This window comes from Pseudomonas sp. NFACC45, assembly GCF_900113505.1.
GTDB classification, from domain to species: Bacteria; Pseudomonadota; Gammaproteobacteria; order Pseudomonadales; family Pseudomonadaceae; genus Aquipseudomonas; species Aquipseudomonas tehranensis.
Window position 1 is genome coordinate 180,033 of record NZ_FOPO01000013.1, and the last position, 21,264, is coordinate 201,296.

Annotated in this window: 18 protein-coding genes; 1 reads left to right on the forward strand and 17 read right to left on the reverse strand. The window is 61.1% G+C overall.

From position 1 onward, the window contains the following. Nucleotides 1–45: 45 nt before the first annotated feature. The 14 genes from BM132_RS23445 to ccoN (BM132_RS23510) all read right to left on the reverse strand — a co-directional run bounded on the left by BM132_RS23445 (nucleotide 46) and on the right by ccoN (BM132_RS23510) (nucleotide 14,999). Nucleotides 46–585 (reverse strand): FixH family protein, encoded by a 540-nt coding sequence (locus BM132_RS23445; RefSeq protein ID WP_047227181.1) that lies wholly within the window; start codon nucleotides 583–585, stop codon nucleotides 46–48. An 11-nt stretch (nucleotides 586–596) separates the two neighbouring features. Further along, nucleotides 597–2,012, reverse strand: a complete 1,416-nt coding sequence (gene ccoG / locus BM132_RS23450) for a cytochrome c oxidase accessory protein CcoG (protein WP_092459055.1) — start codon at nucleotides 2,010–2,012, stop codon at nucleotides 597–599. Between the two features lie 405 nt (nucleotides 2,013–2,417). After that, on the reverse strand, nucleotides 2,418–2,741 hold the full coding sequence (locus tag BM132_RS23455) for a 3-hydroxydecyl-ACP dehydratase (RefSeq protein ID WP_256244303.1): 324 nt from the start codon (nucleotides 2,739–2,741) through the stop codon (nucleotides 2,418–2,420). A gap of 12 nt (nucleotides 2,742–2,753) precedes the next feature. Further along, nucleotides 2,754–7,190, reverse strand: a complete 4,437-nt coding sequence (locus BM132_RS23460; RefSeq protein WP_256244304.1) for an RHS repeat-associated core domain-containing protein — start codon at nucleotides 7,188–7,190, stop codon at nucleotides 2,754–2,756. A 90-nt stretch (nucleotides 7,191–7,280) separates the two neighbouring features. Next, a complete protein-coding gene (locus BM132_RS23465) occupies nucleotides 7,281–7,691 on the reverse strand; it encodes a type II toxin-antitoxin system VapC family toxin (RefSeq protein ID WP_092459059.1) in 411 nt (136 codons plus the stop codon). Then, on the reverse strand, nucleotides 7,691–7,945 hold the full coding sequence (locus tag BM132_RS23470) for a type II toxin-antitoxin system Phd/YefM family antitoxin (RefSeq protein WP_092459061.1): 255 nt from the start codon (nucleotides 7,943–7,945) through the stop codon (nucleotides 7,691–7,693). Before BM132_RS23470 ends, BM132_RS23465 begins: the two co-directional genes overlap by 1 nt. 148 nt (nucleotides 7,946–8,093) lie before the next feature. Continuing rightward, entirely contained in the window at nucleotides 8,094–9,077 is a 984-nt protein-coding gene (ccoP, locus tag BM132_RS23475; RefSeq protein ID WP_092459063.1) for a cytochrome-c oxidase, cbb3-type subunit III, read from the reverse strand. Continuing rightward, nucleotides 9,074–9,259 (reverse strand): CcoQ/FixQ family Cbb3-type cytochrome c oxidase assembly chaperone, encoded by a 186-nt coding sequence (locus tag BM132_RS23480; protein ID WP_003183474.1) that lies wholly within the window; start codon nucleotides 9,257–9,259, stop codon nucleotides 9,074–9,076. Before BM132_RS23480 ends, ccoP (BM132_RS23475) begins: the two co-directional genes overlap by 4 nt. A 5-nt stretch (nucleotides 9,260–9,264) precedes the next feature. After that, nucleotides 9,265–9,873 carry a cytochrome-c oxidase, cbb3-type subunit II gene (gene ccoO, locus BM132_RS23485; RefSeq protein WP_014339380.1) on the reverse strand — a complete coding sequence of 203 codons (609 nt, stop codon included), beginning with the start codon at nucleotides 9,871–9,873 and terminating at the stop codon, nucleotides 9,265–9,267. Next, on the reverse strand, nucleotides 9,873–11,315 hold the full coding sequence (gene ccoN / locus BM132_RS23490; RefSeq protein WP_047227187.1) for a cytochrome-c oxidase, cbb3-type subunit I: 1,443 nt from the start codon (nucleotides 11,313–11,315) through the stop codon (nucleotides 9,873–9,875). Before ccoN (BM132_RS23490) ends, ccoO (BM132_RS23485) begins: the two co-directional genes overlap by 1 nt. A 482-nt stretch (nucleotides 11,316–11,797) precedes the next feature. Continuing rightward, nucleotides 11,798–12,751, reverse strand: a complete 954-nt coding sequence (gene ccoP, locus BM132_RS23495; RefSeq protein ID WP_092459065.1) for a cytochrome-c oxidase, cbb3-type subunit III — start codon at nucleotides 12,749–12,751, stop codon at nucleotides 11,798–11,800. Then, nucleotides 12,748–12,951, reverse strand: coding sequence for a cbb3-type cytochrome oxidase subunit 3 (locus tag BM132_RS23500; RefSeq protein WP_092459067.1), 204 nt, complete (start codon nucleotides 12,949–12,951; stop codon nucleotides 12,748–12,750). The genes ccoP (BM132_RS23495) and BM132_RS23500 overlap by 4 nt, the downstream gene beginning before the upstream one ends. A 4-nt stretch (nucleotides 12,952–12,955) precedes the next feature. Next, nucleotides 12,956–13,564, reverse strand: a complete 609-nt coding sequence (ccoO, locus tag BM132_RS23505; protein ID WP_092403071.1) for a cytochrome-c oxidase, cbb3-type subunit II — start codon at nucleotides 13,562–13,564, stop codon at nucleotides 12,956–12,958. Between the two features lie 10 nt (nucleotides 13,565–13,574). After that, the gene (ccoN, locus tag BM132_RS23510) at nucleotides 13,575–14,999 is read right to left on the reverse strand and encodes a cytochrome-c oxidase, cbb3-type subunit I (protein ID WP_092403073.1); all 1,425 of its coding nucleotides are present in this window, start codon (nucleotides 14,997–14,999) and stop codon (nucleotides 13,575–13,577) included. A 96-nt stretch (nucleotides 15,000–15,095) separates the two neighbouring features. On the opposite strand from ccoN (BM132_RS23510), the gene BM132_RS23515 reads away from it, so the two are divergent. Next, complete coding sequence (locus BM132_RS23515; RefSeq protein ID WP_092459069.1) at nucleotides 15,096–15,782, forward strand: alpha/beta family hydrolase; 687 nt, start codon at nucleotides 15,096–15,098, stop codon at nucleotides 15,780–15,782. A 176-nt stretch (nucleotides 15,783–15,958) separates the two neighbouring features. Here BM132_RS23515 and BM132_RS23520 read toward each other — a convergent pair whose 3' ends face one another. The 3 genes from BM132_RS23520 to acnA all read right to left on the reverse strand — a co-directional run bounded on the left by BM132_RS23520 (nucleotide 15,959) and on the right by acnA (nucleotide 21,246). Continuing rightward, a complete protein-coding gene (locus BM132_RS23520; protein ID WP_092403077.1) occupies nucleotides 15,959–17,524 on the reverse strand; it encodes a methyl-accepting chemotaxis protein in 1,566 nt (521 codons plus the stop codon). A 78-nt stretch (nucleotides 17,525–17,602) separates the two neighbouring features. Further along, entirely contained in the window at nucleotides 17,603–18,391 is a 789-nt protein-coding gene (locus tag BM132_RS23525; RefSeq protein WP_092459071.1) for a CPBP family intramembrane glutamic endopeptidase, read from the reverse strand. A gap of 113 nt (nucleotides 18,392–18,504) precedes the next feature. Then, nucleotides 18,505–21,246, reverse strand: a complete 2,742-nt coding sequence (gene acnA, locus BM132_RS23530; RefSeq protein ID WP_092459073.1) for an aconitate hydratase AcnA — start codon at nucleotides 21,244–21,246, stop codon at nucleotides 18,505–18,507. Nucleotides 21,247–21,264 lie beyond the last annotated feature (18 nt).

Consider the following 21,264-nt stretch of genomic DNA (forward strand, 5'->3'; position numbering starts at 1 on the left):
GTCCGAACGCGGCCCGAGCCTTCGGCAGCTCCTACAGTGATTGGCTTATTTCTTCAGGTCTTCAGCGCCTTGCAGCGGTTCATCGCCGAGCAGGATGGCCTGGTCATGGTTGATCTGCTCTTCTTCGAACAGACGCCAGGTCTTGTCGTTCTCCACACCCAGCAATTCGACAAAGCGCCGGCCTTCGATCTTGTCCGTCAATTGACCGACATACCGTCCCGGTTCGCTGTCGTTGCGCGTCAGGACGATCTTGCGATCCTTCTCTGGCTGGGTGGGCGAGATCAGGCTCAGTTCCAGGGTCTGGGGCCGGCTATCGCCGCTCAGGCGCAGGTTCACTTCGCCGGTGACGTCATCCAGTTGCACGTTGGCATGCAGTTGCAGGGTCTGGCCCAGCAGTTCGCGCTCCAGGGAGCGGTTGATGCCTTTGCCGGCTTCGTAGTAGTTGTCGTTGACCAGATTGTCCGGGTTGTTCACGGCGATGGTCACCATGGTCAGGCTCAGCGTCACCGAGCAGGCCAGGATCGCAATGATGATCCACGGCCAGAGATGCTTGTACCAAGGGCTGGTGGCGGTTGCTGCAGGCATGTTCAGTTCTCTCAACGAATTTGTGGGCCGATGAACCGGCTCTTGGCTTCAACATGAACGCTGTCGTCATCGGCATCCTTGAGGATGAACATCACCTCGTTGGTGCTCGACGGCAGTTGGTCCGGTGCGCTGGACAGTTCTACCGGCTGGGTGAAGATCTCACCGGCCGCGACCTTGATTTCCCGGCGTCCCTGGAGCTTGAGATCCGGCAGGCCGGAGGCCTCCAGCACGTACGTATGGTCGTGCTGGTCCTTGTTCATGATCTTGAGGCTGTAGACGTTCTCGATCCGGCCTTCGGCGTTCTCGCGGTACAGCACACGGTCCTTGCTGACGTCGAAACCCACCAGCGAACGCATGAAGAACGCGGTCACCAGCAGGCTGATCATTGCCAGCAGCACCAGGGCATAACCGATCAGGCGTGGGCGCAGTTTATGGGTTTTCTGCCCCGAGAGGTTATGTTCGGTGGTGTAACTGATCAGACCGCGCGGGTAATCCATCTTGTCCATGATGTTGTCGCAGGCGTCGATGCACGCCGCGCAGCCGATGCATTCGATCTGCAGGCCGTCGCGAATGTCGATACCGGTGGGGCAGACCTGGACGCACATGGTGCAGTCGATGCAGTCCCCCAGGCCCAGGGCCTTGTAGTCAACGCCCTTCTTGCGCGGGCCACGGCTTTCGCCGCGACGCGGGTCGTAGGAAACGATCAGAGTGTCCTTGTCGAACATCACGCTTTGGAAGCGGGCGTAAGGGCACATGTAGATGCACACCTGCTCGCGCAGCCAGCCGGCGTTGCCATAGGTGGCGAGGGTGAAGAAGCCGACCCAGAAATACGACCAGCCATCGGCCTGGCCGGTAAAGAATTCGAACACCAGTTCGCGAATCGGCGTGAAATAACCGACGAAGGTCATGCCGGTCACAAAACCGATCAGCAGCCACAGGCTGTGCTTGGCCAGCTTGCGCAGGAACTTGTTCCCGCTCATGGGCGCCTTGTCGAGCTTGATGCGTTGGTTGCGGTCGCCTTCGGTGACCTTCTCGCACCACATGAAAATCCAGGTCCACACGCTTTGCGGACAGGTGTAGCCGCACCAGACCCGCCCGGCATAGACCGTAATGAAAAACAGGCCGAAGGCGGCAATGATCAGCAGTCCGGACAGGAGGATGAAGTCCTGGGGCCAGAAGGTCGCACCGAAAATGAAGAATTTGCGTTCCGGCAGGTTCCACCAGACGGCCTGATGCCCGCCCCAGTTCAGCCAGACCGTACCGAAATACAGCAGGAATAACACGCCACCGCCGACCATCCGCAGATTGCGGAACAGACCGGTGAAGGCACGGGTGTAGATTTTTTCCCGAGAGGCATACAAGTCAACGCTTTTACTCGCGTCTTTGGCAGGCGGGGTGACGTCATGTACCGGAATCTGGTTACTCATCAGAATGCATCCCACGGCAGTGGAAAAGTGCCGGGGTCAGTACGTGCCGACCACGGTCAGAAAGGGTATTGCAGTGGCGCAATGATACGCCTGTAGGTCTAGCCCAAGGGTGCGACCTTTGGTCGCGTTGGGGCTCTGCATAGAATGGTGTAGCGGATGTAACAAGTCATGACCCAGATCAATTGACTATAGACATTCCATGGCGTTGGCGAAAAAACCAAGGGCCTGGCGACTCGTTCGACAGGCCAGTCTGGTTGCTTTGTGCCGCTATTTTTGGGCGGCTTCGCCACCCAGCGGGAGCTAGCTCCCTCGCCACGGGGAGATCGGTGTTCTTAACGACGTCTCCACCCATATCACGAGGTGGAGTGGACGGAAAACCTGATAAAGATTTTTTATTAAACAGGGCTACCAACCTGACTGCTCACCGTCCTCATCATCGATAGAAATTCTGGTGCATGATCTGATCCACTCAAAAAGAGCAGAAAGGTCACGTTCGATACTTTTTGGATGAGCGCTAATCTCCAAAAAAATGCGTTCTTTTTCTAAAAACAACCGTATATCGTAGTTCCAGTCATTTGAGCTTCTGGGCTCGGTGCCCACCAAGTGGAATTCGTTCTCCTCAAAAGATGCGGAAAACGTTTCAAGGGCGGTGATTTTCTGCATGACCTCTTTGAGGTGCGTCGCATACCAGTTTTTATCTTCAAAGGACAATATGAATTCTGCTGACATCATCGTTACCTTCTAACTGCCGTGAGGCCGGCCCGATACCGTTGGGTAGTCTGGCGGGTTTTTCATTCCGATGTGCGCTGGCGCGGAATGAGTGCTGACAGCTGTTTTTCCGTCATTGGCTAATTCTGTAGTGCCAGGGTTTCCATGCCTACCCAACGATTTGTGGCTGTGGGCATTGTTCGATCCCTTGAACGGTGTGGGGTTTGTATTCCCATAGGCATGAATCTGGACCTCTGAACCATCAGCGTGTACCCAGCGCTGGTTCCTGGTATTTGCCGGGTTCGTTCGGGTGTAGCCGTTTTGGCGGAGAATTTTTTCCACCTGCTGCACGGATTTCCCTTTAAACGATGGCAGCTTGGCGACATTCGGTTTGTTGGCAAATCTGCCCCTGGCATCGATCCATCTTCCTTTTGAGTTTTGCCGGGTAGCCGGACCACAGGCTAGCCCCAACGGGTCTATCCAGGCGAAGGGGTTAGGCGCGTAGACATAGAGATTAAATCCCCCCGCCAACCCAATCGGATCCGGCGTCGTAAACCGCCCCACATCCGGATCATAAAACCTGAACGTATTGAAATGCAGCCCCGTTTCCCGGTCCAGGTACTGCCCCTGGAACCGCAGGTTCTGCTCCTCGATGTAATACGGCTCGCGCACCTCTTCCAGCGTGTTGCCCCACACCCGATACGTTGCCCGCCACACGTCATGGCCGTCGGCTTCGGTGAGTTGTTCCGGCAGGCCGTTGAGGTCGTTGTGGTAGTAGCGGATTTTTTGCAGCGGGCCGCTGCCGTCGACGCGGGCCAGGGGTTCGTAGCCGTCGTCTTCGTAGAGGTACAGGCTGGTTTGCTGGTGGCGGTGTTCCTGCAACAGGCGCAGGCCGTCCCAGGTGAAACGGGTTTCGCCCAGTGGGTAGCCATGGCTGTCGTGTTCGGTTTTTTCGATGCGCCGGCCCAGCGGATCGTAGGTCATCCTGACCACGCTGCCATTGTCGTTGCGCACTTCAATCAGGCGGCTTTCGGCGTCGTAGGCGAAGCGTTGCAGGCCGCGCGCGGCGCTGCGTTTTTCGATCATCCGGCCAAAGGCATCGTACCGATAACGCTTGTCCTGGTAGGTCAGCAGTTTGTTGTGCACCACCAGCCCGGCGCCGGCTTGCGGGCCGTCCAGCAGGTTGGCGGCGGCGTCGTAGGCGAAGGTTTCGCGTTGGCCGTGCAGGTTGTCCTGGCTGGCGATGATGCGGCCGGTGGCGTCGTAGTGCAGCAGTTGGCGGTGCTGCGCGGCAGGTTGTTGGTCGAGTTTGCCGATCAGGTTGTCGGCGGGGTCGTATTCGAAGTGTTTTTGCACCGCCGCCGGCAGCAGCGAAGGTTGGCTGCTGTGGCGGCGTTGGCGCGCGCGCAGGCGGCCGCTGCGGTCGTATTCGCTGCGGGTGCTGATCTGGCCTTGGGTGCGCAGCACTTCGCGGTGCAGGCGGTCGCGTTCGAAGTCGCTGATGACCTGGCCGTCGAGGTTGATCTGGTGCAGGTGGCCGCTGCCGTAGTACAGACGGTTGACCCAGCGACCATCGGGCAACTGGGTCTGGATCAGGTTGCCGAGTTCGTCGTAGTGGTGTTGCAGGCTGCCGGTGGCGCTGTTTTCGGCGAGCAACTGGCCGGTGGCGTCGTAGGCGAAGCTCAGGGTTTGCGCGTTGCCTTGCAGGTCGGTGAAGGTGACGACGGTGAGCTGGTCCAGCGGGTCGTAGGTGTACTCGGTACGGCCATCGTCAGTAACTTTCGCAATCAGCCGGCCCACGGCGTCGCGCTCCAGGCGATGGACGATGGGCGCCGGCGGTGCTTCAGGAATGACCGCCAAGCCCGTGCCGTACGGCGCCGTCACCGCCGCGACGTTGTCGAGTACGTCGTAGGTGTAACGCTTGGCGCTGCCATCGAGGTCCTGTTGTTCGATCAGCCGATCCCCGGCATCCCAGGCAAACCGATAACTTTCACCGTTCTCATTGACCAGCGCTTGCAGCCGTCCGTAGCTGTCGTAGGCGAACTGCACCTGCCGACCGTGGGCATCGGTGCGTTGGCGGACCTGACCGCGACGGTTGTGTTGGTAGTGCGTGGTGTGCCCGGCCGGGTCGGTGTAGCCGGTCAACTGACCGGCGAGGTTGCGCTGGTACTGTTCGGTGCGGCCGTCCGGCAACTGGCTGCTGAGCAAACGGCCTTGGGCGTCGTAGCTGAACTGGGTGCGCTCGCCGAGGGCGTCGGTGATGGTCTGCAGGTAGCCGCGCTGGTCGTAGCTGAAGCGTGTCGGGTACCCCGAACAATCCACATGCTCCACCAATTGCCCGAACGGATTCCAGCGCAGCTTTTTGCTTTTGCCGGTGGCGTCGATGATTTCCACCATCTGACCGTGGGCGTCGTAGCGGTAGCGGGTGACGTGGCCCAGGGGATCGGTTTCGGCGGTGCAGTTGCCGCGTTGATCGTAGCGGTATTTCCAACTGTGGCCGGCGGCGTCGGTGTCCACCAGCGGCAGCGCCCAATGCTCGAGCCATAAGGTCGAATCGCTGCGGCCCAAGGGATCGGTTTCGCCGATCAGGTTGCCGGCCTCGTCATAGCTGTATTCATAGCGCCCGCCCTGTGGGTCGGTGGCGCTGAGCAGTTGGCGTTCGTCGTTCCACTCGAACAGCCAGGTTTGGCCGAGGTTGTCGCTGTATCGGGTGATCTGGTGCTGGCGGTTCCACTGCCGAATGCTGACGCGCTGCAAGCCGTCGGTGATGCGGGTGACACCGGCCTTGAGGTCATAGTCGAACTGATAAGTGTCGCCGTCGTCGGTCCAGTGCCGAACCACGCGCCATTCCTGGTCTTCGACCAGAGCCCATTCGTAGAAGCAACGCAACCCGGTGGGCAGTTGGTGTTCCACCATTCGCTGGCCGGCGTCGTAGTTGAAACGCCGTTGCACCTGGCCGCTGGCGTCGCGCACTTCGCTCAGGTTGTTCGCCGTGTCGTAGGCGTAGCTGACCAGCACTTCGCGCTGCTGGTCGGGGTAGAGGCGTTCTATCCGGGTGACGCGTTCGCGCTCGCGGATCAGCTCCACTTGCACCAGATCGAAGGTGTCGCGCAGGCGTATCAGCCGTCCGGCGTCGTCGTAGTCGAGGAAGATGCGGTTGTCGTTGCGGTCACCGAGTTGGCTCAGGCGCAGCAACGATGGGTTGGTCGGTGTGGGTTCGAACAAACGGTACAGGCCGTTGTCGCTTTCAATCAGCAACTGCCCGTTGAGATGACGTCGCACGGCCAGGCCTTCGCCTGCACTGAACACCGCGCCGCCCAACGGGATCGAGCCCATGTCGATGGGCCGGGCCTGTTCGTCGGTGTAGAGCAGGGTTTCGCCGCCGTCCGGGTGAGGCAGGATTTTGACCTGCACCTCATAGGCTACGCTCCAGCCGGCGCCGAAGATTCCGCTACGCCGCTCGTCGCGGCTGTTGTAGAAGCGTTGCCAGTCGATCGGCAGAACACCGGGCAAAACGAAGTCCAGCTCTTCATCGCGGCCCAGCACTTTGGCGCCGGTGGCGGCGTGCACCGGGTTCGACGAGCCCATGGTGGCGTTGGCCGCGGCGCCCATGGCGCTGCTGACCGCCATCGACGCCGCGCCACCGGCCAGCATGCACGGCAGTTTGCTGAAGAACTTGCCCTTGCCACCCTTGAGCATCAGTAACGCGGTGACCGCCAGCCCCACGCCCGGGGTCTTGCCGCTGCGAATCTCACGCACCACCACTGAGCCACCGCCAATGGTCACGTCCGGGGAAATCAATCCGGCCGACACCACCGTCGCATCGCAGGTGCTGCGGTCGCCGCTGCGCACGGCGGGCTGGCCGTTGATGGTGACTTTGTCCGAGCCTTCGGCCATGAACTGCGGCGGCATCGGTGGGTGCTTGGTGCAGATCACCAGGTCTTCCGGCCGGGTCTCTGTGCCGGGGGCGGGCGTGGCGACGGTGGGGCGCCACATCTGCGAGAAGAAATTGCCGGCCATGTCCAGGTAGCTGGCCTCGGCTTCTTCTTCCGGTTCGGGCATGTCCAGTTCGGTGCCGGCCGGCGCGACCTGGGAAACAACCGCCCCGGCGGCGCGGGCCGAGGGGATGTTGTTGGTAAAGGTGTCCTTGGAGCCGGTGAGGATGTTGGCCTGCACCGTGGGCGGAAAGAGCGCGTTGCCGATGCCTTCGCAGATATTACTCAGGCCTTCGTCGGCCCCGGTCTTGCTCATGGCAAGGCCCACGACCGCGCCCACCACCGCGCCGAGCAGGAAACAACCCAGGCCACCCGTGGCGACGGTGATGCCGGTGGCGGCCACCACGGCAGCGGTCGCCAGGGCGGTGATGGCGATGTTCGCCGCCACTTCCAGTACGCCACCGAGAATGTCGGCCATCATCGAGGTGTGGTTCAGTGCATCGCCCAGGCGAGCGGCCCAGAGCGCGTCAGACATGCCGGGGGCTCATCGTTGCGCGCTGAAGTGTTTCGATGTCCATTGCGCCTATCTCCTTGGCGGTAATTGATGGTCCGTCGCGACGTTATATTAGCTTGACCATGGATTGAGCAAGGCCACGCCGCTGCTTTGGAAATCAGTCACATTGCGGGTGACCACGGTCAGGCCATGGACCAGTGCGGTGGCGGCAATCAGTACATCGCATTCATTGCTGCGATCCGGTACGTGCAGGCGAGCGCAGCGCAGCGCCACGGCGCGGTCGACCGACAGGATTCGTCCGGCGAATGCGGGCATGACGTGGTTATCCAGCCATGCGCGCAGGTGGCTGCCTTGCGCCGGGTCTTTGCGTTCGAAGCGCAACACGCCGGTTTCCAATTCCAATACGGTAATCGCCGAGACGTAAAGGCTGGGGGCGGGCACGCTACGCGCCCAGGCCTGTACGTTTTTATCGGCATGAGGCTTGCGCAGTTCCGAGATGACGTTGGTGTCGAGCAGGTACATCAGGACAGGTCCACCGGTCGAGGGGAGATGACGGCACGTTCGGTATCGAAATCAATAGCTGGCGTGTCGGGCATGACCAGCAACTCGACAATGCTGGTGCCGATGCCGGTCAGTTTCTGGTACTCCTCAATGCTTAGCAGCACATGGGCCGGCTTGCCACGGTCGGTGATGATGACCGGCCCCTGGCGGGTGGCTTTTTTGGCACCACTTGTGTCGTGGTTGAATTCGCGGCTGGAAATAGTGGTGATGGACATGGCGGCGTCCTCAATAGAACTGAATGTAGGCACGTTACTACCGCTGCTGATTGTGGGCAAGATAAAACAATTTCGTCCTATCGCACCGGCAAACAAAAGGCCCCGTCAACGTTGGTTGACGGGGCCTTTGGTACATCAGGCGTGGGCGTTACTGGGCGTCAGCCGCTGGCGCTTTTTCACCGTGAGACAGGCTGTAGACGTACGCAGCCAGCAGGTGGACCTTGTCGTTACCCTGCAGATCGGCCTGGGCAGGCATCTGGCCCTGGCGACCGTAACGGACGGTCTGCTGCAGTTGAGCGAAGCTCGAACCGTAGATGAAACCTGCCGGGTGGGTCAGGTCAGGTGCGCCCATGGCAGGTGTGCCCTTGCCGGCTGGACCGTGGCAGGCCACGCAGTTGGCCGCGAACAGCTTCTGGCCGTTGGCCGGATCGGCCTTGGCGCCTTCCGGCAGTTTACGGCCGTGCAGACTGGTCACCACGTAGGCGGAGACGTCGGCAACACCTTGCTCGCCAACCACGGCAGCCCAGCCCGGCATCACCGCATGACGACCGCCCATGATGGTGGTCTTGATGGTTTCCGGCTCACCACCCCAGCGCCAGTCGGCGTCGGTCAGGTTCGGGAAGCCATAGGCACCCTTGGCGTCGGAACCGTGGCAGACCGAGCAGTTGGAGGCGAACAGGCGGCCACCCATCTTCAGGGCTTGCGGGTCCTTGGCGACTTCTTCAATCGGCATGGAAGCGAACTTGGCGAAGATCGGGCCGAACTTGGCGTCCGAACGAGCCATTTCCTTTTCCCACTCGTGAACGCCGGTCCAGCCGGTCTGGCCATTGGCGAAAGGGGTCTGCTTTTCGGTGTCCAGGTAGTTATACCCTGGCAGCAGGCCTTTCCAGTTGCCCAGGCCCGGGTAGAGCACCAGATAACCCAAGGCGAAGATAATGGTGCCCACGAACAACATGAACCACCATTTAGGCAGTGGGTTGTCGTACTCTTCGATGCCATCGAACGAGTGACCAACAGTCTCGTCCGTTTGTTCGGCGCGCTGGCCCTTACGGGTCGACAGCAGCAGCCAGGTCAGGGCGAAGATCGTACCCAGACTGAGGACTGTGACGTACAGACTCCAGAACGTAGTCATTCTTTGTTACTCCTAGAAGCTTGCTCGACGTGCTTGATGGCTTCGGGATCATCCGCGAACGGCAGCAAGGTCGCGTCGTCAAACTCCGACTTGCGCTTGGGGCTGAACACCCACAACGCCAGACCGATAAAGGCCACCATCACGACGACGGTGCCCAGGCCACGAATCATCCCGATATCCATCTAAATCACCGTTTGCTTTTGATGATGGTGCCCAGGCCTTGCAGATAGGCCACCAGCGCGTCCATTTCAGTCTTGCCCTTCACGGCATCCTTGGCACCGGCGATGTCTTCATCGGTGTAAGGCACGCCCAGGGTCCGCAAGACTTCCATTTTCTTGGCGGTGTCTTTGCCGTCGAGCTTGTTTTCTACGAGGAACGGGTAAGCCGGCATTTTCGATTCAGGCACTACGTTGCGCGGGTTGTACAGGTGCGCACGCTGCCAATCGTCGGAGTAGCGGCCGCCAACACGGGCCAGGTCCGGGCCGGTACGCTTGGAACCCCACAGGAATGGGTGGTCCCAGACGCTTTCACCGGCGACCGAGTAGTGGCCGTAGCGTTCGGTTTCGGCGCGAAACGGACGGATCATCTGCGAGTGGCAGCCGACACAGCCGTTGGCGATGTAGACGTCGCGACCTTCCAGTTCAAGAGCGGTGCGCGGCTTCATGCCTTCGACCGGCTTGTTGGTCACGTCCTGGAAAAACAGCGGAACGATCTGGGTCAGGCCGCCGATGCTGACGGCGATGACCATGAAGAAGGCCAGCAGGCCGATATTCTTCTCTACTGTTTCGTGCTTCATCAGTGAGCTCCAACTACGGCGATCTTGGCGGCGGCTTCAGCTTCGGCCGGGTCAGAGGCACGAACGGTGCGATACACGTTGTAGGCCATGAACAGCATGCCGCTGGCGAAGAACGCGCCGCCCAGGGCACGGACGATGAAGCCGGGGTGGCTGGCTTGCAGCGCTTCGACGAACGAGTAGGTCAGGGTGCCGTCGTCGTTGATTGCACGCCACATCAGGCCCTGGGTGATGCCGTTGACCCACATCGAGGCGATGTAGAGCACGGTGCCAATGGTGGCGAGCCAGAAGTGAGTGTTGATCAGGCCGGTGCTGTGCATCTGCGCACGACCGAACAGTTTAGGGATCATGTGGTAGATCGCGCCGATGGAAATCATCGCAACCCAGCCCAAGGCACCGGCGTGTACGTGGCCGATGGTCCAGTCGGTGTAGTGGCTCAGGGAGTTGACAGTCTTGATGGCCATCATCGGGCCTTCGAAAGTCGACATGCCGTAGAACGCCAGGGAAACCACCAGGAACCGCAGGATCGGGTCGGTGCGCAGCTTATGCCAGGCACCCGAGAGGGTCATCATGCCGTTGATCATGCCGCCCCAGCTCGGAGCCAGCAGGATGATCGACATCGCCATGCCCAGGGACTGTGCCCAGTCCGGCAGCGCGGTGTAGTGCAGGTGGTGCGGGCCGGCCCAGATGTACAGGGTGATCAGCGCCCAGAAGTGGACAATGGACAGGCGATAGGAATAGATCGGACGCTCGGCCTGTTTCGGCACGAAGTAATACATCATCCCCAGGAAGCCGGTGGTCAGGAAGAAGCCCACGGCGTTGTGGCCGTACCACCACTGGATCATCGCGTCGGTGGCGCCCGAGTAGGCCGAGTAAGACTTGAAGAAGCTGACCGGCAGGGACGCGTGGTTGACGATGTGCAGCATGGCGGTCACGACGATGAAGGCACCGTAGAACCAGTTACCGACATAGATGTGCTTGGTCTTGCGCTTGACGATAGTGCCGAAGAACACCAGACCGTAGGTCACCCAGACGATGGCCAGCAGAATAGCCAGGGGCCATTCCAGCTCTGCGTATTCCTTGGTGGTGGTGAAACCCATCGGCAAGGTCACGATCGCACCAACGATGACCGCTTGCCAACCCCAGAAGGTGAAGGCGGCGAGGCTGTCGGAAATCAGTCGCGTTTGGCAGGTTCGCTGCACGACGTAATAGGAAGTGGCAAACAACGCACAACCACCGAAGGCGAAGATCACCAGGTTGGTGTGCAGCGGGCGCAGGCGTCCAAACGTCGTCCATGGCAGATCGAAGTTCAACTCCGGCCAGACCAGTTGCGAGGCGATGAATACACCGAGCCCCATGCCAAGGATCCCCCAGACCACCGTCATGATGGCGAACTGGCGGACTACCTTATAGTTATAAGCAGTCGGACTGATTGCTGTGCTCATTCTAAGGTTCCACGGTTTGGGTGTTTTATTAGGATAAAAATCGGTCGCAAGTATGGAGAAAGCGGGGGGTCATTGCAACGCGCCATGACCTGGGTCAATGCTTTCCAAAGCAGATTCTGCGGCCTTTCCATGCGTGACGTAGGGACAAAATCGGGCCCCGGCAAATTGTCGCGGCGAAGGAAAGAGGCGAGGGGGTCGGGTCGGTTGTAACGGGGTGTGTTCCAACACGGCGTTCGGGTCATGGGAGACCCTGGGCGCAATAGCCGGTATCTACCGGCCTTTGCGGCCATTTTATCGAACGGATTGTGGGACACATCGGCTCGGATCGACCTGAAACCGGCAATCGCCAGTGCATGCTCGGGCAAGCTTAGACCCGATTGCAGGTAACCGAAAGGCGCGAAGAGAAGGGGTGCGACAATGAGTCGCGCAGGGGCACGGAACAGCCGCATCCAGATGGATGCGGCTGTTCGTGTGGTCAGGATTTATTCGCTTTTGCGTTCAGCTTGCAGGCGCTCGGTGCCCGCCGCGTGGGACAGGCTGTAGACGTAAGCCGCAAGCAGTTGCACCTTGTCATTGCCGAGCAGCTCATTCTGCGCCGGCATATGGCCCTGGCGGCCATGACGGATGGTCTGTTGCAGTTGCGCCAGGCTGGTGCCGTAGATGAAGCCGGCCGGCAAGGTCAGGTCTGGCGCGCCCATAGCTTCGGTGCCTTTACCGTTGGCACCGTGGCAGGCGACGCAGGTGGTGTTGAACGCCTGCTGGCCTGCTTGCAGGTCGGCGCCGCTGTCTGCCGGCAGCGGCAGGCCCGCCAGATCATGGCGCACATACGCGGCCACGTTCTTGACGCCGGCTTCGCCCAGCACTTCGCCCCAGGCCGGCATCGCGGCCATGCGACCGCCCATGATGGTGGCCTTGATGGTTTCGGCACTGCCGCCCCAGCGCCAGTGGCTGTCGGCCAGGTTCGGGAAGCCGAAGGCACCCTTGGCGTCCGAGCCGTGGCAGACCGAGCAGTTGGAGGCGAACAAGCGGCCACCCATCTTCAATGCCTGCGGGTCCTTGGCGACTTCTTCCAGCGGCATGGCCGCGAACTTGGCGAAGATCGGCCCGAATTTGGCGTCGGCCCTGGCCATTTCCTTTTCCCATTCATGGGCGCCGGTCCAGCCATTTTCGTAGCCGGGCAAGATGCCTTTCCAGTTGCCCAGGCCCGGGTAGAGCACCAGGTAGCCGACGGAAAACACCAGGGTGCCGGCGAACAACAGGAACCACCACTGCGGCAACGGGTTGTCGTACTCTTCGATGCCGTCGAAGCTGTGGCCCATGGTCTGGTCGACGCTGCCCTTGGTCTCGCCCTTGCGGGTGCCGATCAGCAGCCAGGTCAGACCGATCAGGCTGCCGATGGTCAGTACGCTGATCCACGTACTCCAGAAGGTGGTCATGGCCGGGTGCTCCTTGTTGCGGGGTCTTGGGGGTTGGCGAGGTCGGTGGGCGGCTCGTCGGCGAACGGCAGCAGGCGTGCTTCGGCAAATTCCGGGCTGCGCTTGCTGCTGAACACCCACAGGGTCAGGCCGATGAAGGCCACGAACACCACGACCGTGCCCAGGCCGCGGATCATTCCAGTGCTCATTTCAAGGAACATAGGCTCACCTCTTGCTCTTGATGGCAGTGCCGAGCACTTGCAGGTAGGCCACCAGGGCGTCCATCTCGGTCTTGCCGTTGAGGGAGGCCACGCTGGCGCTGATGTCGTCGTCGGTGTACGGCACACCCAGGGTGCGCATCGTGCGCAGCTTGGTTTCGGTGTGGCTGCTGTCTACCGCCTGAGTTACCAGCCATGGATAGGCCGGCATCTTCGACTCGGGCACCACGTTGCGCGGGTTGTACAGGTGGGCGCGATGCCAGTCATCGGAGTAGCGCGCGCCGACCCGGGCCAGGTCCGGCCCGGTGCGCTTGGAGCCCCACAGGAACGGGTGGTCCCAAACGCTTTCACCGGCTACCGAGTAGTGGCCGTAGCGCTCGGTCTCGGCGCGGAACGGACGGATCATCTGCGAGTGGCAGCCGACGCAGCCTTCGCGGATATAGATGTCACGGCCTTCCAGTTGCAGCGCGGTGTAGGGCTTCATGCCGTCCACCGGTTTGTTGGTCACGTCCTGGAAGAACAGCGGCACGATCTGGGTCAGGCCGCCAATACTCACGGCCAGGACCATCAGCAGCATCAACAGGCCGACGTTTTTTTCGATTGTTTCGTGTTTCATGGCGGACTCCTCAAGCCATCTGCGCGGCAGCGGCGGCTTCGTCAGGCTGGTAGGCCCGCACGGTGCGCCAGGTGTTGTAGGCCATCAGCAACATGCCGAAGAGGAAGATTGCCCCGCCCGCCAACCGCACGACGAAGCCGGGGTGGCTGGCCACCAGGGTTTCGACGAAGGAGTAGGTCAGGGTGCCGTCCTCGTTCACCGCACGCCACATCAGGCCCTGGGCGATGCCGTTGACCCACATGGAGGCGATGTACAGCACGGTGCCGATGGTCGCGAGCCAGAAGTGCGCGTTGATCAGGCCAATGCTGTGCATTTGGGGGCGGCCGAAGACTTTCGGGATCATGTGATACAGCGCGCCGATGGAAATCATCGCCACCCAGCCCAAGGCGCCGGCGTGAACGTGGCCGATGGTCCAGTCGGTGTAGTGGGAGAGGGCGTTGACGGTCTTGATGGCCATCATCGGGCCTTCGAAGGTTGACATGCCGTAGAACGCCAGGGATACCACCAGGAACCGCAGGATCGGGTCGCTGCGCAATTTATGCCAGGCACCCGAGAGGGTCATCATGCCGTTGATCATGCCGCCCCAGCTCGGCGCCAGCAGGATCAGCGACATCACCATGCCCAGCGACTGGGCCCAGTCCGGCAGCGCGGTGTAGTGCAGGTGGTGCGGGCCGGCCCAGATGTACAGGGTGATCAGCGCCCAGAAGTGCACGATGGACAAGCGATAGGAATACACCGGACGCTCGGCCTGCTTGGGCACGAAGTAATACATCATCCCCAGGAAGCCTGCGGTGAGGAAGAAGCCCACGGCGTTGTGGCCGTACCACCATTGCACCATCGCATCGGTGGCCCCGGCATACACCGAGTAGGATTTGGTGAAGCTCACCGGCAGTTCCAGGTTGTTGACGATGTGCAGGATCGCCACGGTCAGGATGAACCCGCCGAAGAACCAGTTACCGACATAGATGTGTTTGGTGTTGCGCTTGGCCACGGTGCCGAAGAACACGATGGCGTAGGCGACCCAGACGATGGTGATCAGAATGTCGATCGGCCATTCCAGTTCGGCGTATTCCTTGGAGCTGGTGTAGCCCAGCGGCAGGCTGATGGCCGCCAGTAGAATCACCAACTGCCAGCCCCAGAAGCAGAACGCGGCCAGTTTCGGGGCGAACAATTGAGTCTGGCAGGTGCGTTGCACCGAATAGAACGAACTGGCGAACAGGGCGCAGCCGCCGAAGGCGAAGATCACCGCGTTGGTATGCAACGGGCGCAGGCGGCCGAAGCTGGTCCACGGCAAATCGAAGTTGAGCTGTGGCCAGACCAATTGGGCCGCGAGAAAAACCCCGAGCCCCATGCCGACGATGCCCCACACCACCGTCATAATGGCGAATTGGCGGACCACCTTGTAGTTGTAGGCGGTACTGATAGATGTGTTCATGGTTCCCCATCCACGGTTCAGCCGAAGTGAGCGCCTGCGCAAGGCAGTGCGGCGTTCTTCGCCTGGAGTTATAGGCAGACTAAAAGCGAGGCAAGCATGGACAAACAGCACAAGGCCAGTATTGATAGAGATCAATGGGCGCGATGTGTGGCCGAACACGGCTGGCTATGGACAGCGGCGCAAACGGGTGTCAGCGCCGAGCCACCGACCCTGATCCTCGCCCATGGCGCCGGAGCGCCGATGGATAGCGGGTTCATGAACGAAATGGCCGCGCGCCTTGCCGGGCATGGCATCAACGTGTTGCGCTTCGAGTTTCCCTACATGGCTCAACGACGCCTGGACGGCGGTAAACGTCCGCCGAACCCGGCTCCCAGGTTGCTGGAGTGCTGGCGCGAGGTGTACGCCACGGTGCGGCCTTATGTCGCTGGGCGGCTGGCCATTGGCGGCAAGTCCATGGGCGGGCGCATGGCGAGCCTGCTGGCCGATGAGCTGGAAGCTGATGCCCTGGTGTGCCTGGGGTATCCCTTCTACGCGGTGGGCAAACCGCAGAAGCCGCGGGTCGAGCACTTGGCAGAACTGAAGACCCGGACCTTGATCGTCCAAGGCGAGCGTGATGCGTTGGGTAACCGCGAGGCAGTGCAGGGTTACGTGCTGTCACCGAGTATCGAGGTGATGTGGCTGGAGGCGGGGGATCATGATCTGAAACCGCTCAAGGCCTCGGGGTTTAGCCATGAGCAGCATTTGGAGGCGGCGGCGGGCAGGGTGGCCGGGTTTCTTCAGTAGGTTCCTTGCTGGCTATCAAGGCCTCATCGCGAGCAGGCTCGCTCCCACATTGGAATACCTTTGAATGAGCAACCTTGACCCCCTGTGGGAGCGAGCCTGCTCGCGATAGCGGCCTGTCAGGCAACAAAAAACCCGGAAGCTTGCGCTGTCCGGGTTTCTCATGAGGCAGGCCTCTGTCAGCGGTTAAACCGCTCCACCAACGAATACTGCGTATTGGCCGTACGGGTCAGTTCTTCGCTGAGCAGCGCCGAGCTATGGGCCTGGCCCGAGGTCTGGTCGGCCAGTTCCGAGATGTTGCTGATGTTGCGGCTGATCTCCTCGGCCACCGCGCTTTGTTCCTCGGTAGCGGCAGCGATCTGCGTGGTCATGTCGGTGATGTTGGCCACCGCCTCACTGATGCCCACCAGCGCCGCGTCCGCTTCCATGACCCGAGCCACGCCTTCTTCGGCCTGGCGGTGGCCGGCATCCATGGTCTGCACGGCATTGGTGGCAGTTTGCTGGAGTTTGGCGATCAGGGCGTGGATCTGCCCGGTGGACTCACTGGTACGTTGCGCCAGTTGGCGCACTTCGTCCGCCACCACGGCAAAGCCGCGGCCCATTTCCCCGGCACGTGCCGCTTCGATGGCGGCGTTGAGGGCCAGCAGGTTGGTCTGGTCGGCAATGCCTTTGATCACGTCTACCACGCCACCGATCTCGTCGCTGTCCTTGGCCAACTGGGTCACGGTCTGCCCGGTCTCGCCCACCACCACCGACAAACGCTCGATGGCTTCACGGGTTTCCCCGGCGATGTCGCGTCCACGACTGGTCAGGCGATTGGCTTCCTGAGTGGCGTCGGCGGTGCGTTGCACGTGGCTGGCGACTTCCTGGGTCGTCGCGGCCATCTCGTTGACGGCGGTGGCCACCTGTTCGGTCTCCACTCGCTGGCGTTCCAGCCCACTGGAGCTGTTATGGGCCAGCGAGTTCGACTGCCGCGCCTGCTCGTTGAGGTGTTCGGCAGTGTCCTGCAATCGGGTCAGGCAGGTTTTCAGGCGAGCTTCCTGGCTGAGGATCGACATCTCCAGACGCGCCTGGACGCCACGGCTGTCGGTGTACATCCGGGCGATCAACGGGTCGGAGGTGGTTTGCTCGGCCAGGCGCAGCAGGCGCTTGATCCCGCGCTGCTGCCATTGCAAGCCCATCAGGCCCAGCGGCACCGAGAGCGCGGCAGCCAGGGCAAAGCCCCAGGAGGAATTGAGAAACGCACCAACGACGAAGCTCAACTGGCTGACCAGGATAAACGGCAGCCAGTCCTGCAGGATCGGTAACCATTTGTCGCTGGGCGGGATCGCCGGCTTACCCTGGTTGATACGTTGATAGAGCGCTTCGGCCCGAGTGATCTGCTCGGCACTGGGCTTGACCCGCACCGACTCGTAGCCGATCACCTGGTTGCCTTCGAACACGGGAGTGACGTAGGCGTTGACCCAGTAGTGGTCGCCGCTCTTGCAGCGATTCTTGACGATGCCCATCCATGGCAAGCCTTGTTTCAGCGTGTCCCACATATGGGCGAACACGGCCGACGGCACATCGGGATGGCGTACCAGGTTGTGGGGCGCGCGGATCAGTTCCTCTTTGGAAAACCCGCTGATTTCAACGAATGCGTCGTTGCAATAGGTGATCACACCTTTGGCATCGGTAGTGGAAATCAGTCGTTGTTGGGCCGGGAAGGTCCTTTCGCGTTGTGTGACGGGCTGGTTGTTACGCATGGTGTGTGTAGATCCGCAAGGCTTTGAAAGGTTGTCGGCGCCGTCAGGTTTTTATTGAAGTTATTTTTCCGGTCGGTATCACGCCAGCATCGGGTAGGTAAATAGGGCGAAATGAAGCAGATTGAGGCCAAAGTGGGCGGCAATCGCCGCCCCCAGCCCACCAAAACGATAAGCGAGGCCGTAACCGACCCCCGCCATGCCTGACAGCAGCACCCATTGCCATCCCGCCCCGGCATGCACCAGGCCGAACAGCAACGAGGCCAGGAGCAGCGCCAGGTTGTCGCCATAGCTCAGATGCTTGAAGCGCCGGCTCAGGCCTCCCTGAATGTAGCCACGAAACAGCGCTTCCTCCACCAGCGTCACCAATAAAAGATTATTGAGTACCCATATCCAGGCCGGTTCCGGCCACTTCGGTGCCCAATGGATCATTCCCAGCAGCATCGCCCCGCCCAGCGCCAGCACGGCGCTGAGGGTCAGGCCCAGGGCCGTGGCCTGTACCGACAGGCGAAACGTGCGCCTGCCGACGATCCAGGGACACGCCAGCAGCAACCAGAAGCCGATCAGCGGCTTGTCCTGATTCAGGTACATGGCAAATGGCACGGCATCATCGGTGAAGCGTTGCGGCGGGATCGCCCGACCGTTGAAGAAGCCAGGCATCCAGTGCAAGGCCAGCGCCAGGGCCATCACCACAAACAGGCCATGGCCGAGAAACTGGCCAACCGGCGTCTGCTGCTGGCGCACCGCATACCCGGCGAACAGCAACAGCGCGACCGAGATCGCAGCAGTCCAGGCCAGTTGGCCGAAGGCCAGGGCAAGGGCATAGCCGATGGAAAGAAAGGCCAGGTATGGCCAGGGCAGGGCAGGCATAGCACATCCTTGGAGATTGGAAGCGGTTGAGCTGGCAAGACGGGCGGGATTATAGGCAGACCCATACAAAAACACCGCCCATAAAAGGCGGTGTTTTTGTAAGACGCTTCTTTTTATCCCGCAATTAATTGCCGTAGGACGTAGTGCAAAATCCCCCCAGCCTTGAAGTACTCCACCTCATTAAGGGTATCGATCCGGCACAACACTTCGATCCGCTCCTGACGGCCGTCTTCGCGGGTGATGACCAGCGGCAGGTTCATGCGGGGCGTCAGTTCGACGTCGCTCAGGCCCAGGATGTCCAGGGTTTCCTTGCCAGTGAGGTTCAGGCTCTTGCGATTCTGATCGAGCTTGAACTGCAACGGCAGCACGCCCATGCCCACCAGGTTGGAGCGGTGGATGCGCTCGAAGCTCTCGGCGATCACCGCCTTGACCCCCAACAGGTTGGTGCCCTTGGCTGCCCAGTCCCGGCTCGAACCAGTGCCGTATTCCTGCCCGGCGATCACGACCAGGGGCGTGCCGCTGGCCTGATACGACATGGCGGCGTCGTAGATCGGCATTTTCTCGCCACTGGGGATGTAGATCGTATTGCCGCCTTCTTCGCCGCCGAGCATTTCGTTGCGGATGCGGATATTGGCGAAGGTGCCGCGCATCATGACCTGATGGTTACCGCGCCTTGAACCGTAGGAGTTGAAGTCCCGGGGCTCTACGCCCTGTTCGCGCAGATAGCGGCCGGCCGGGCTGTCGGTCTTGATGTTGCCGGCCGGGGAGATGTGGTCGGTGGTCACCGAGTCGCCGAGCAAAGCCAGGATTTTTGCACCTTCGATATTTTTGATGACCGGTGGCGGCCCACTGATGTTCTCGAAGAACGGCGGGTGCTGGATATAGGTCGAATCCGATTGCCAGACGTAAGTCGCCGCTTGCGGCACCTCGATAGCCTGCCATTGCTCATCACCGGCAAACACGGCGGCGTATTCCTTGTGGAACATGCTGGTGTTCACCTGGGCCACCGCGTTGGCGACTTCCTGGCTGCTGGGCCAGATGTCACGCAGGTACACCGGGTTACCGTCGCGGTCGTTGCCCAGCGGTTCACTGCTGATGTCGATGCGCACCGTGCCGGCCAGGGCATAGGCAACCACCAGGGGCGGTGACGCCAGCCAGTTGGTTTTGACCAACGGGTGCACGCGGCCTTCGAAATTACGATTACCCGACAGCACCGAGGCCACCGTCAGGTCGGCGCTCTGGATGGCTTTTTCGATGGGCTCGGGCAATGGCCCCGAGTTGCCGATGCAGGTCGTGCAGCCGTAACCCACCAGATCGAAACCCAGTTTGTCCAGGTACTCGGTCAGCCCGGCGGCCTTGTAGTAATCGGTGACCACCTTGGAACCCGGCGCCAGGGAACTCTTGACCCACGGCTTACGGGTCAGGCCTTTCTCCACGGCTTTTTTCGCCAGCAGCCCGGCGGCCATCATCACGCTGGGGTTGGAGGTGTTGGTGCAGGAGGTAATGGCTGCAATCACCACCGCGCCGTTTTTCAGGCGATGGGTCTGGCCCTCGAATTCGTACTCGCTTTCCCCCACCTGATCGGCGTTGCCTACCGCGACCCCACCACCACCTTCGCTTTCCAGGCGGCCTTCTTCTTTGCTGGTGGGTTTGACGTTCAGGCCCAGGAAGTCACTGAACGCCTGGCCGACATTCGGCAGCGAGACCCGGTCTTGAGGACGCTTTGGCCCGGCGAGACTGGCCTCGACGCTACCCATGTCCAGTTCCAGTGTGTCGGTGAATACCGGTTCCTGGCCGGGCAGCCGCCACAGGCCCTGGGCCTTGCAATAGGCTTCCACCAGCTTCACGGTTTCGGTCGGACGTCCGGACAGGCGCAAGTAGTCCAGGGTCACGTCGTCCACCGGGAAGAAGCCGCAGGTGGCGCCGTATTCCGGGGCCATGTTGGCGATGGTAGCGCGATCGGCCAACGGCAGGTCGGCAAGGCCGTCGCCATAGAACTCGACGAATTTTCCCACCACACCTTTTTTGCGCAGCATTTGCGTGACCGTCAGCACCAGGTCGGTGGCGGTGATGCCTTCGCGCAGCTTGCCGATGAGCTTGAAGCCAATGACTTCTGGAATCAGCATCGACACCGGCTGGCCGAGCATGGCCGCTTCGGCCTCGATCCCACCGACGCCCCAGCCCAGTACACCGAGGCCATTGATCATGGTGGTGTGGGAGTCGGTGCCCACCAAGGTGTCCGGGAACGCGTAGGTCCGTCCGTCTTCCTCTTTTGTCCACACGGTGCGGCCCAGGTATTCGAGATTGACCTGGTGGCAGATGCCGGTGCCCGGCGGCACCACGCTGAAGTTGTCGAAGGCGCTCTGGCCCCAACGCAGGAAAGCATAACGCTCCCCGTTGCGCTGCATTTCGATATCGACGTTCCGTTCGAACGCCTGGCTGCTGGCGAAATTGTCCACCATCACTGAATGGTCGATCACCAGGTCCACGGGTGAGAGCGGGTTGATCCGCTGCGGATCGCCACCGGCCTTTTCCATGGCGGCGCGCATGGCGGCCAGATCGACCACGGCCGGGACGCCAGTGAAGTCTTGCATCAGTACCCGAGCAGGACGGTATTGAATTTCCCGGTCGGAACGACGCTCCTTCAGCCAGCCGGCGAGGGCCTTGAGATCGGTGCCGGTGACCGTTTTTTCATCTTCCCAGCGCAGCAGGTTCTCCAGCAGTACCTTGAGGGACATGGGCAACCGGTCCAGGTCTCCCAGGCTTCGGGCGGCGTCCGGCAGGCTGAAATAGTGGTAAATCCTGGCGTCGACTTGCAGCGTTTTAAGGGTTTTCAGGCTATCGAGGGACGGCATTGAAATGACTCCTTTGAG

Excerpts from the sequence above, each read along its gene's own strand:
- BM132_RS23445 (WP_047227181.1), bottom strand. The coding sequence starts at position 585 with ATGCCTGCAGCAACCGCCACCAGCCCTTGGTACAAGCATCTCTGGCCG.
- ccoG (WP_092459055.1), bottom strand. The coding sequence starts at position 2,012 with ATGAGTAACCAGATTCCGGTACATGACGTCACCCCGCCTGCCAAAGAC.
- BM132_RS23455 (WP_256244303.1), bottom strand. The coding sequence starts at position 2,741 with ATGTCAGCAGAATTCATATTGTCCTTTGAAGATAAAAACTGGTATGCG.
- BM132_RS23460 (WP_256244304.1), bottom strand. The coding sequence starts at position 7,190 with ATGTCTGACGCGCTCTGGGCCGCTCGCCTGGGCGATGCACTGAACCAC.
- BM132_RS23465 (WP_092459059.1), bottom strand. The coding sequence starts at position 7,691 with ATGTACCTGCTCGACACCAACGTCATCTCGGAACTGCGCAAGCCTCAT.
- BM132_RS23470 (WP_092459061.1), bottom strand. The coding sequence starts at position 7,945 with ATGTCCATCACCACTATTTCCAGCCGCGAATTCAACCACGACACAAGT.
- ccoP (WP_092459063.1), bottom strand. The coding sequence starts at position 9,077 with ATGACTACGTTCTGGAGTCTGTACGTCACAGTCCTCAGTCTGGGTACG.
- BM132_RS23480 (WP_003183474.1), bottom strand. The coding sequence starts at position 9,259 with ATGGATATCGGGATGATTCGTGGCCTGGGCACCGTCGTCGTGATGGTG.
- ccoO (WP_014339380.1), bottom strand. The coding sequence starts at position 9,873 with ATGAAGCACGAAACAGTAGAGAAGAATATCGGCCTGCTGGCCTTCTTC.
- ccoN (WP_047227187.1), bottom strand. The coding sequence starts at position 11,315 with ATGAGCACAGCAATCAGTCCGACTGCTTATAACTATAAGGTAGTCCGC.
- ccoP (WP_092459065.1), bottom strand. The coding sequence starts at position 12,751 with ATGACCACCTTCTGGAGTACGTGGATCAGCGTACTGACCATCGGCAGC.
- BM132_RS23500 (WP_092459067.1), bottom strand. The coding sequence starts at position 12,951 with ATGTTCCTTGAAATGAGCACTGGAATGATCCGCGGCCTGGGCACGGTC.
- ccoO (WP_092403071.1), bottom strand. The coding sequence starts at position 13,564 with ATGAAACACGAAACAATCGAAAAAAACGTCGGCCTGTTGATGCTGCTG.
- ccoN (WP_092403073.1), bottom strand. The coding sequence starts at position 14,999 with ATGAACACATCTATCAGTACCGCCTACAACTACAAGGTGGTCCGCCAA.
- BM132_RS23515 (WP_092459069.1), top strand. The coding sequence starts at position 15,096 with ATGGACAAACAGCACAAGGCCAGTATTGATAGAGATCAATGGGCGCGA.
- BM132_RS23520 (WP_092403077.1), bottom strand. The coding sequence starts at position 17,524 with ATGCGTAACAACCAGCCCGTCACACAACGCGAAAGGACCTTCCCGGCC.
- BM132_RS23525 (WP_092459071.1), bottom strand. The coding sequence starts at position 18,391 with ATGCCTGCCCTGCCCTGGCCATACCTGGCCTTTCTTTCCATCGGCTAT.
- acnA (WP_092459073.1), bottom strand. The coding sequence starts at position 21,246 with ATGCCGTCCCTCGATAGCCTGAAAACCCTTAAAACGCTGCAAGTCGAC.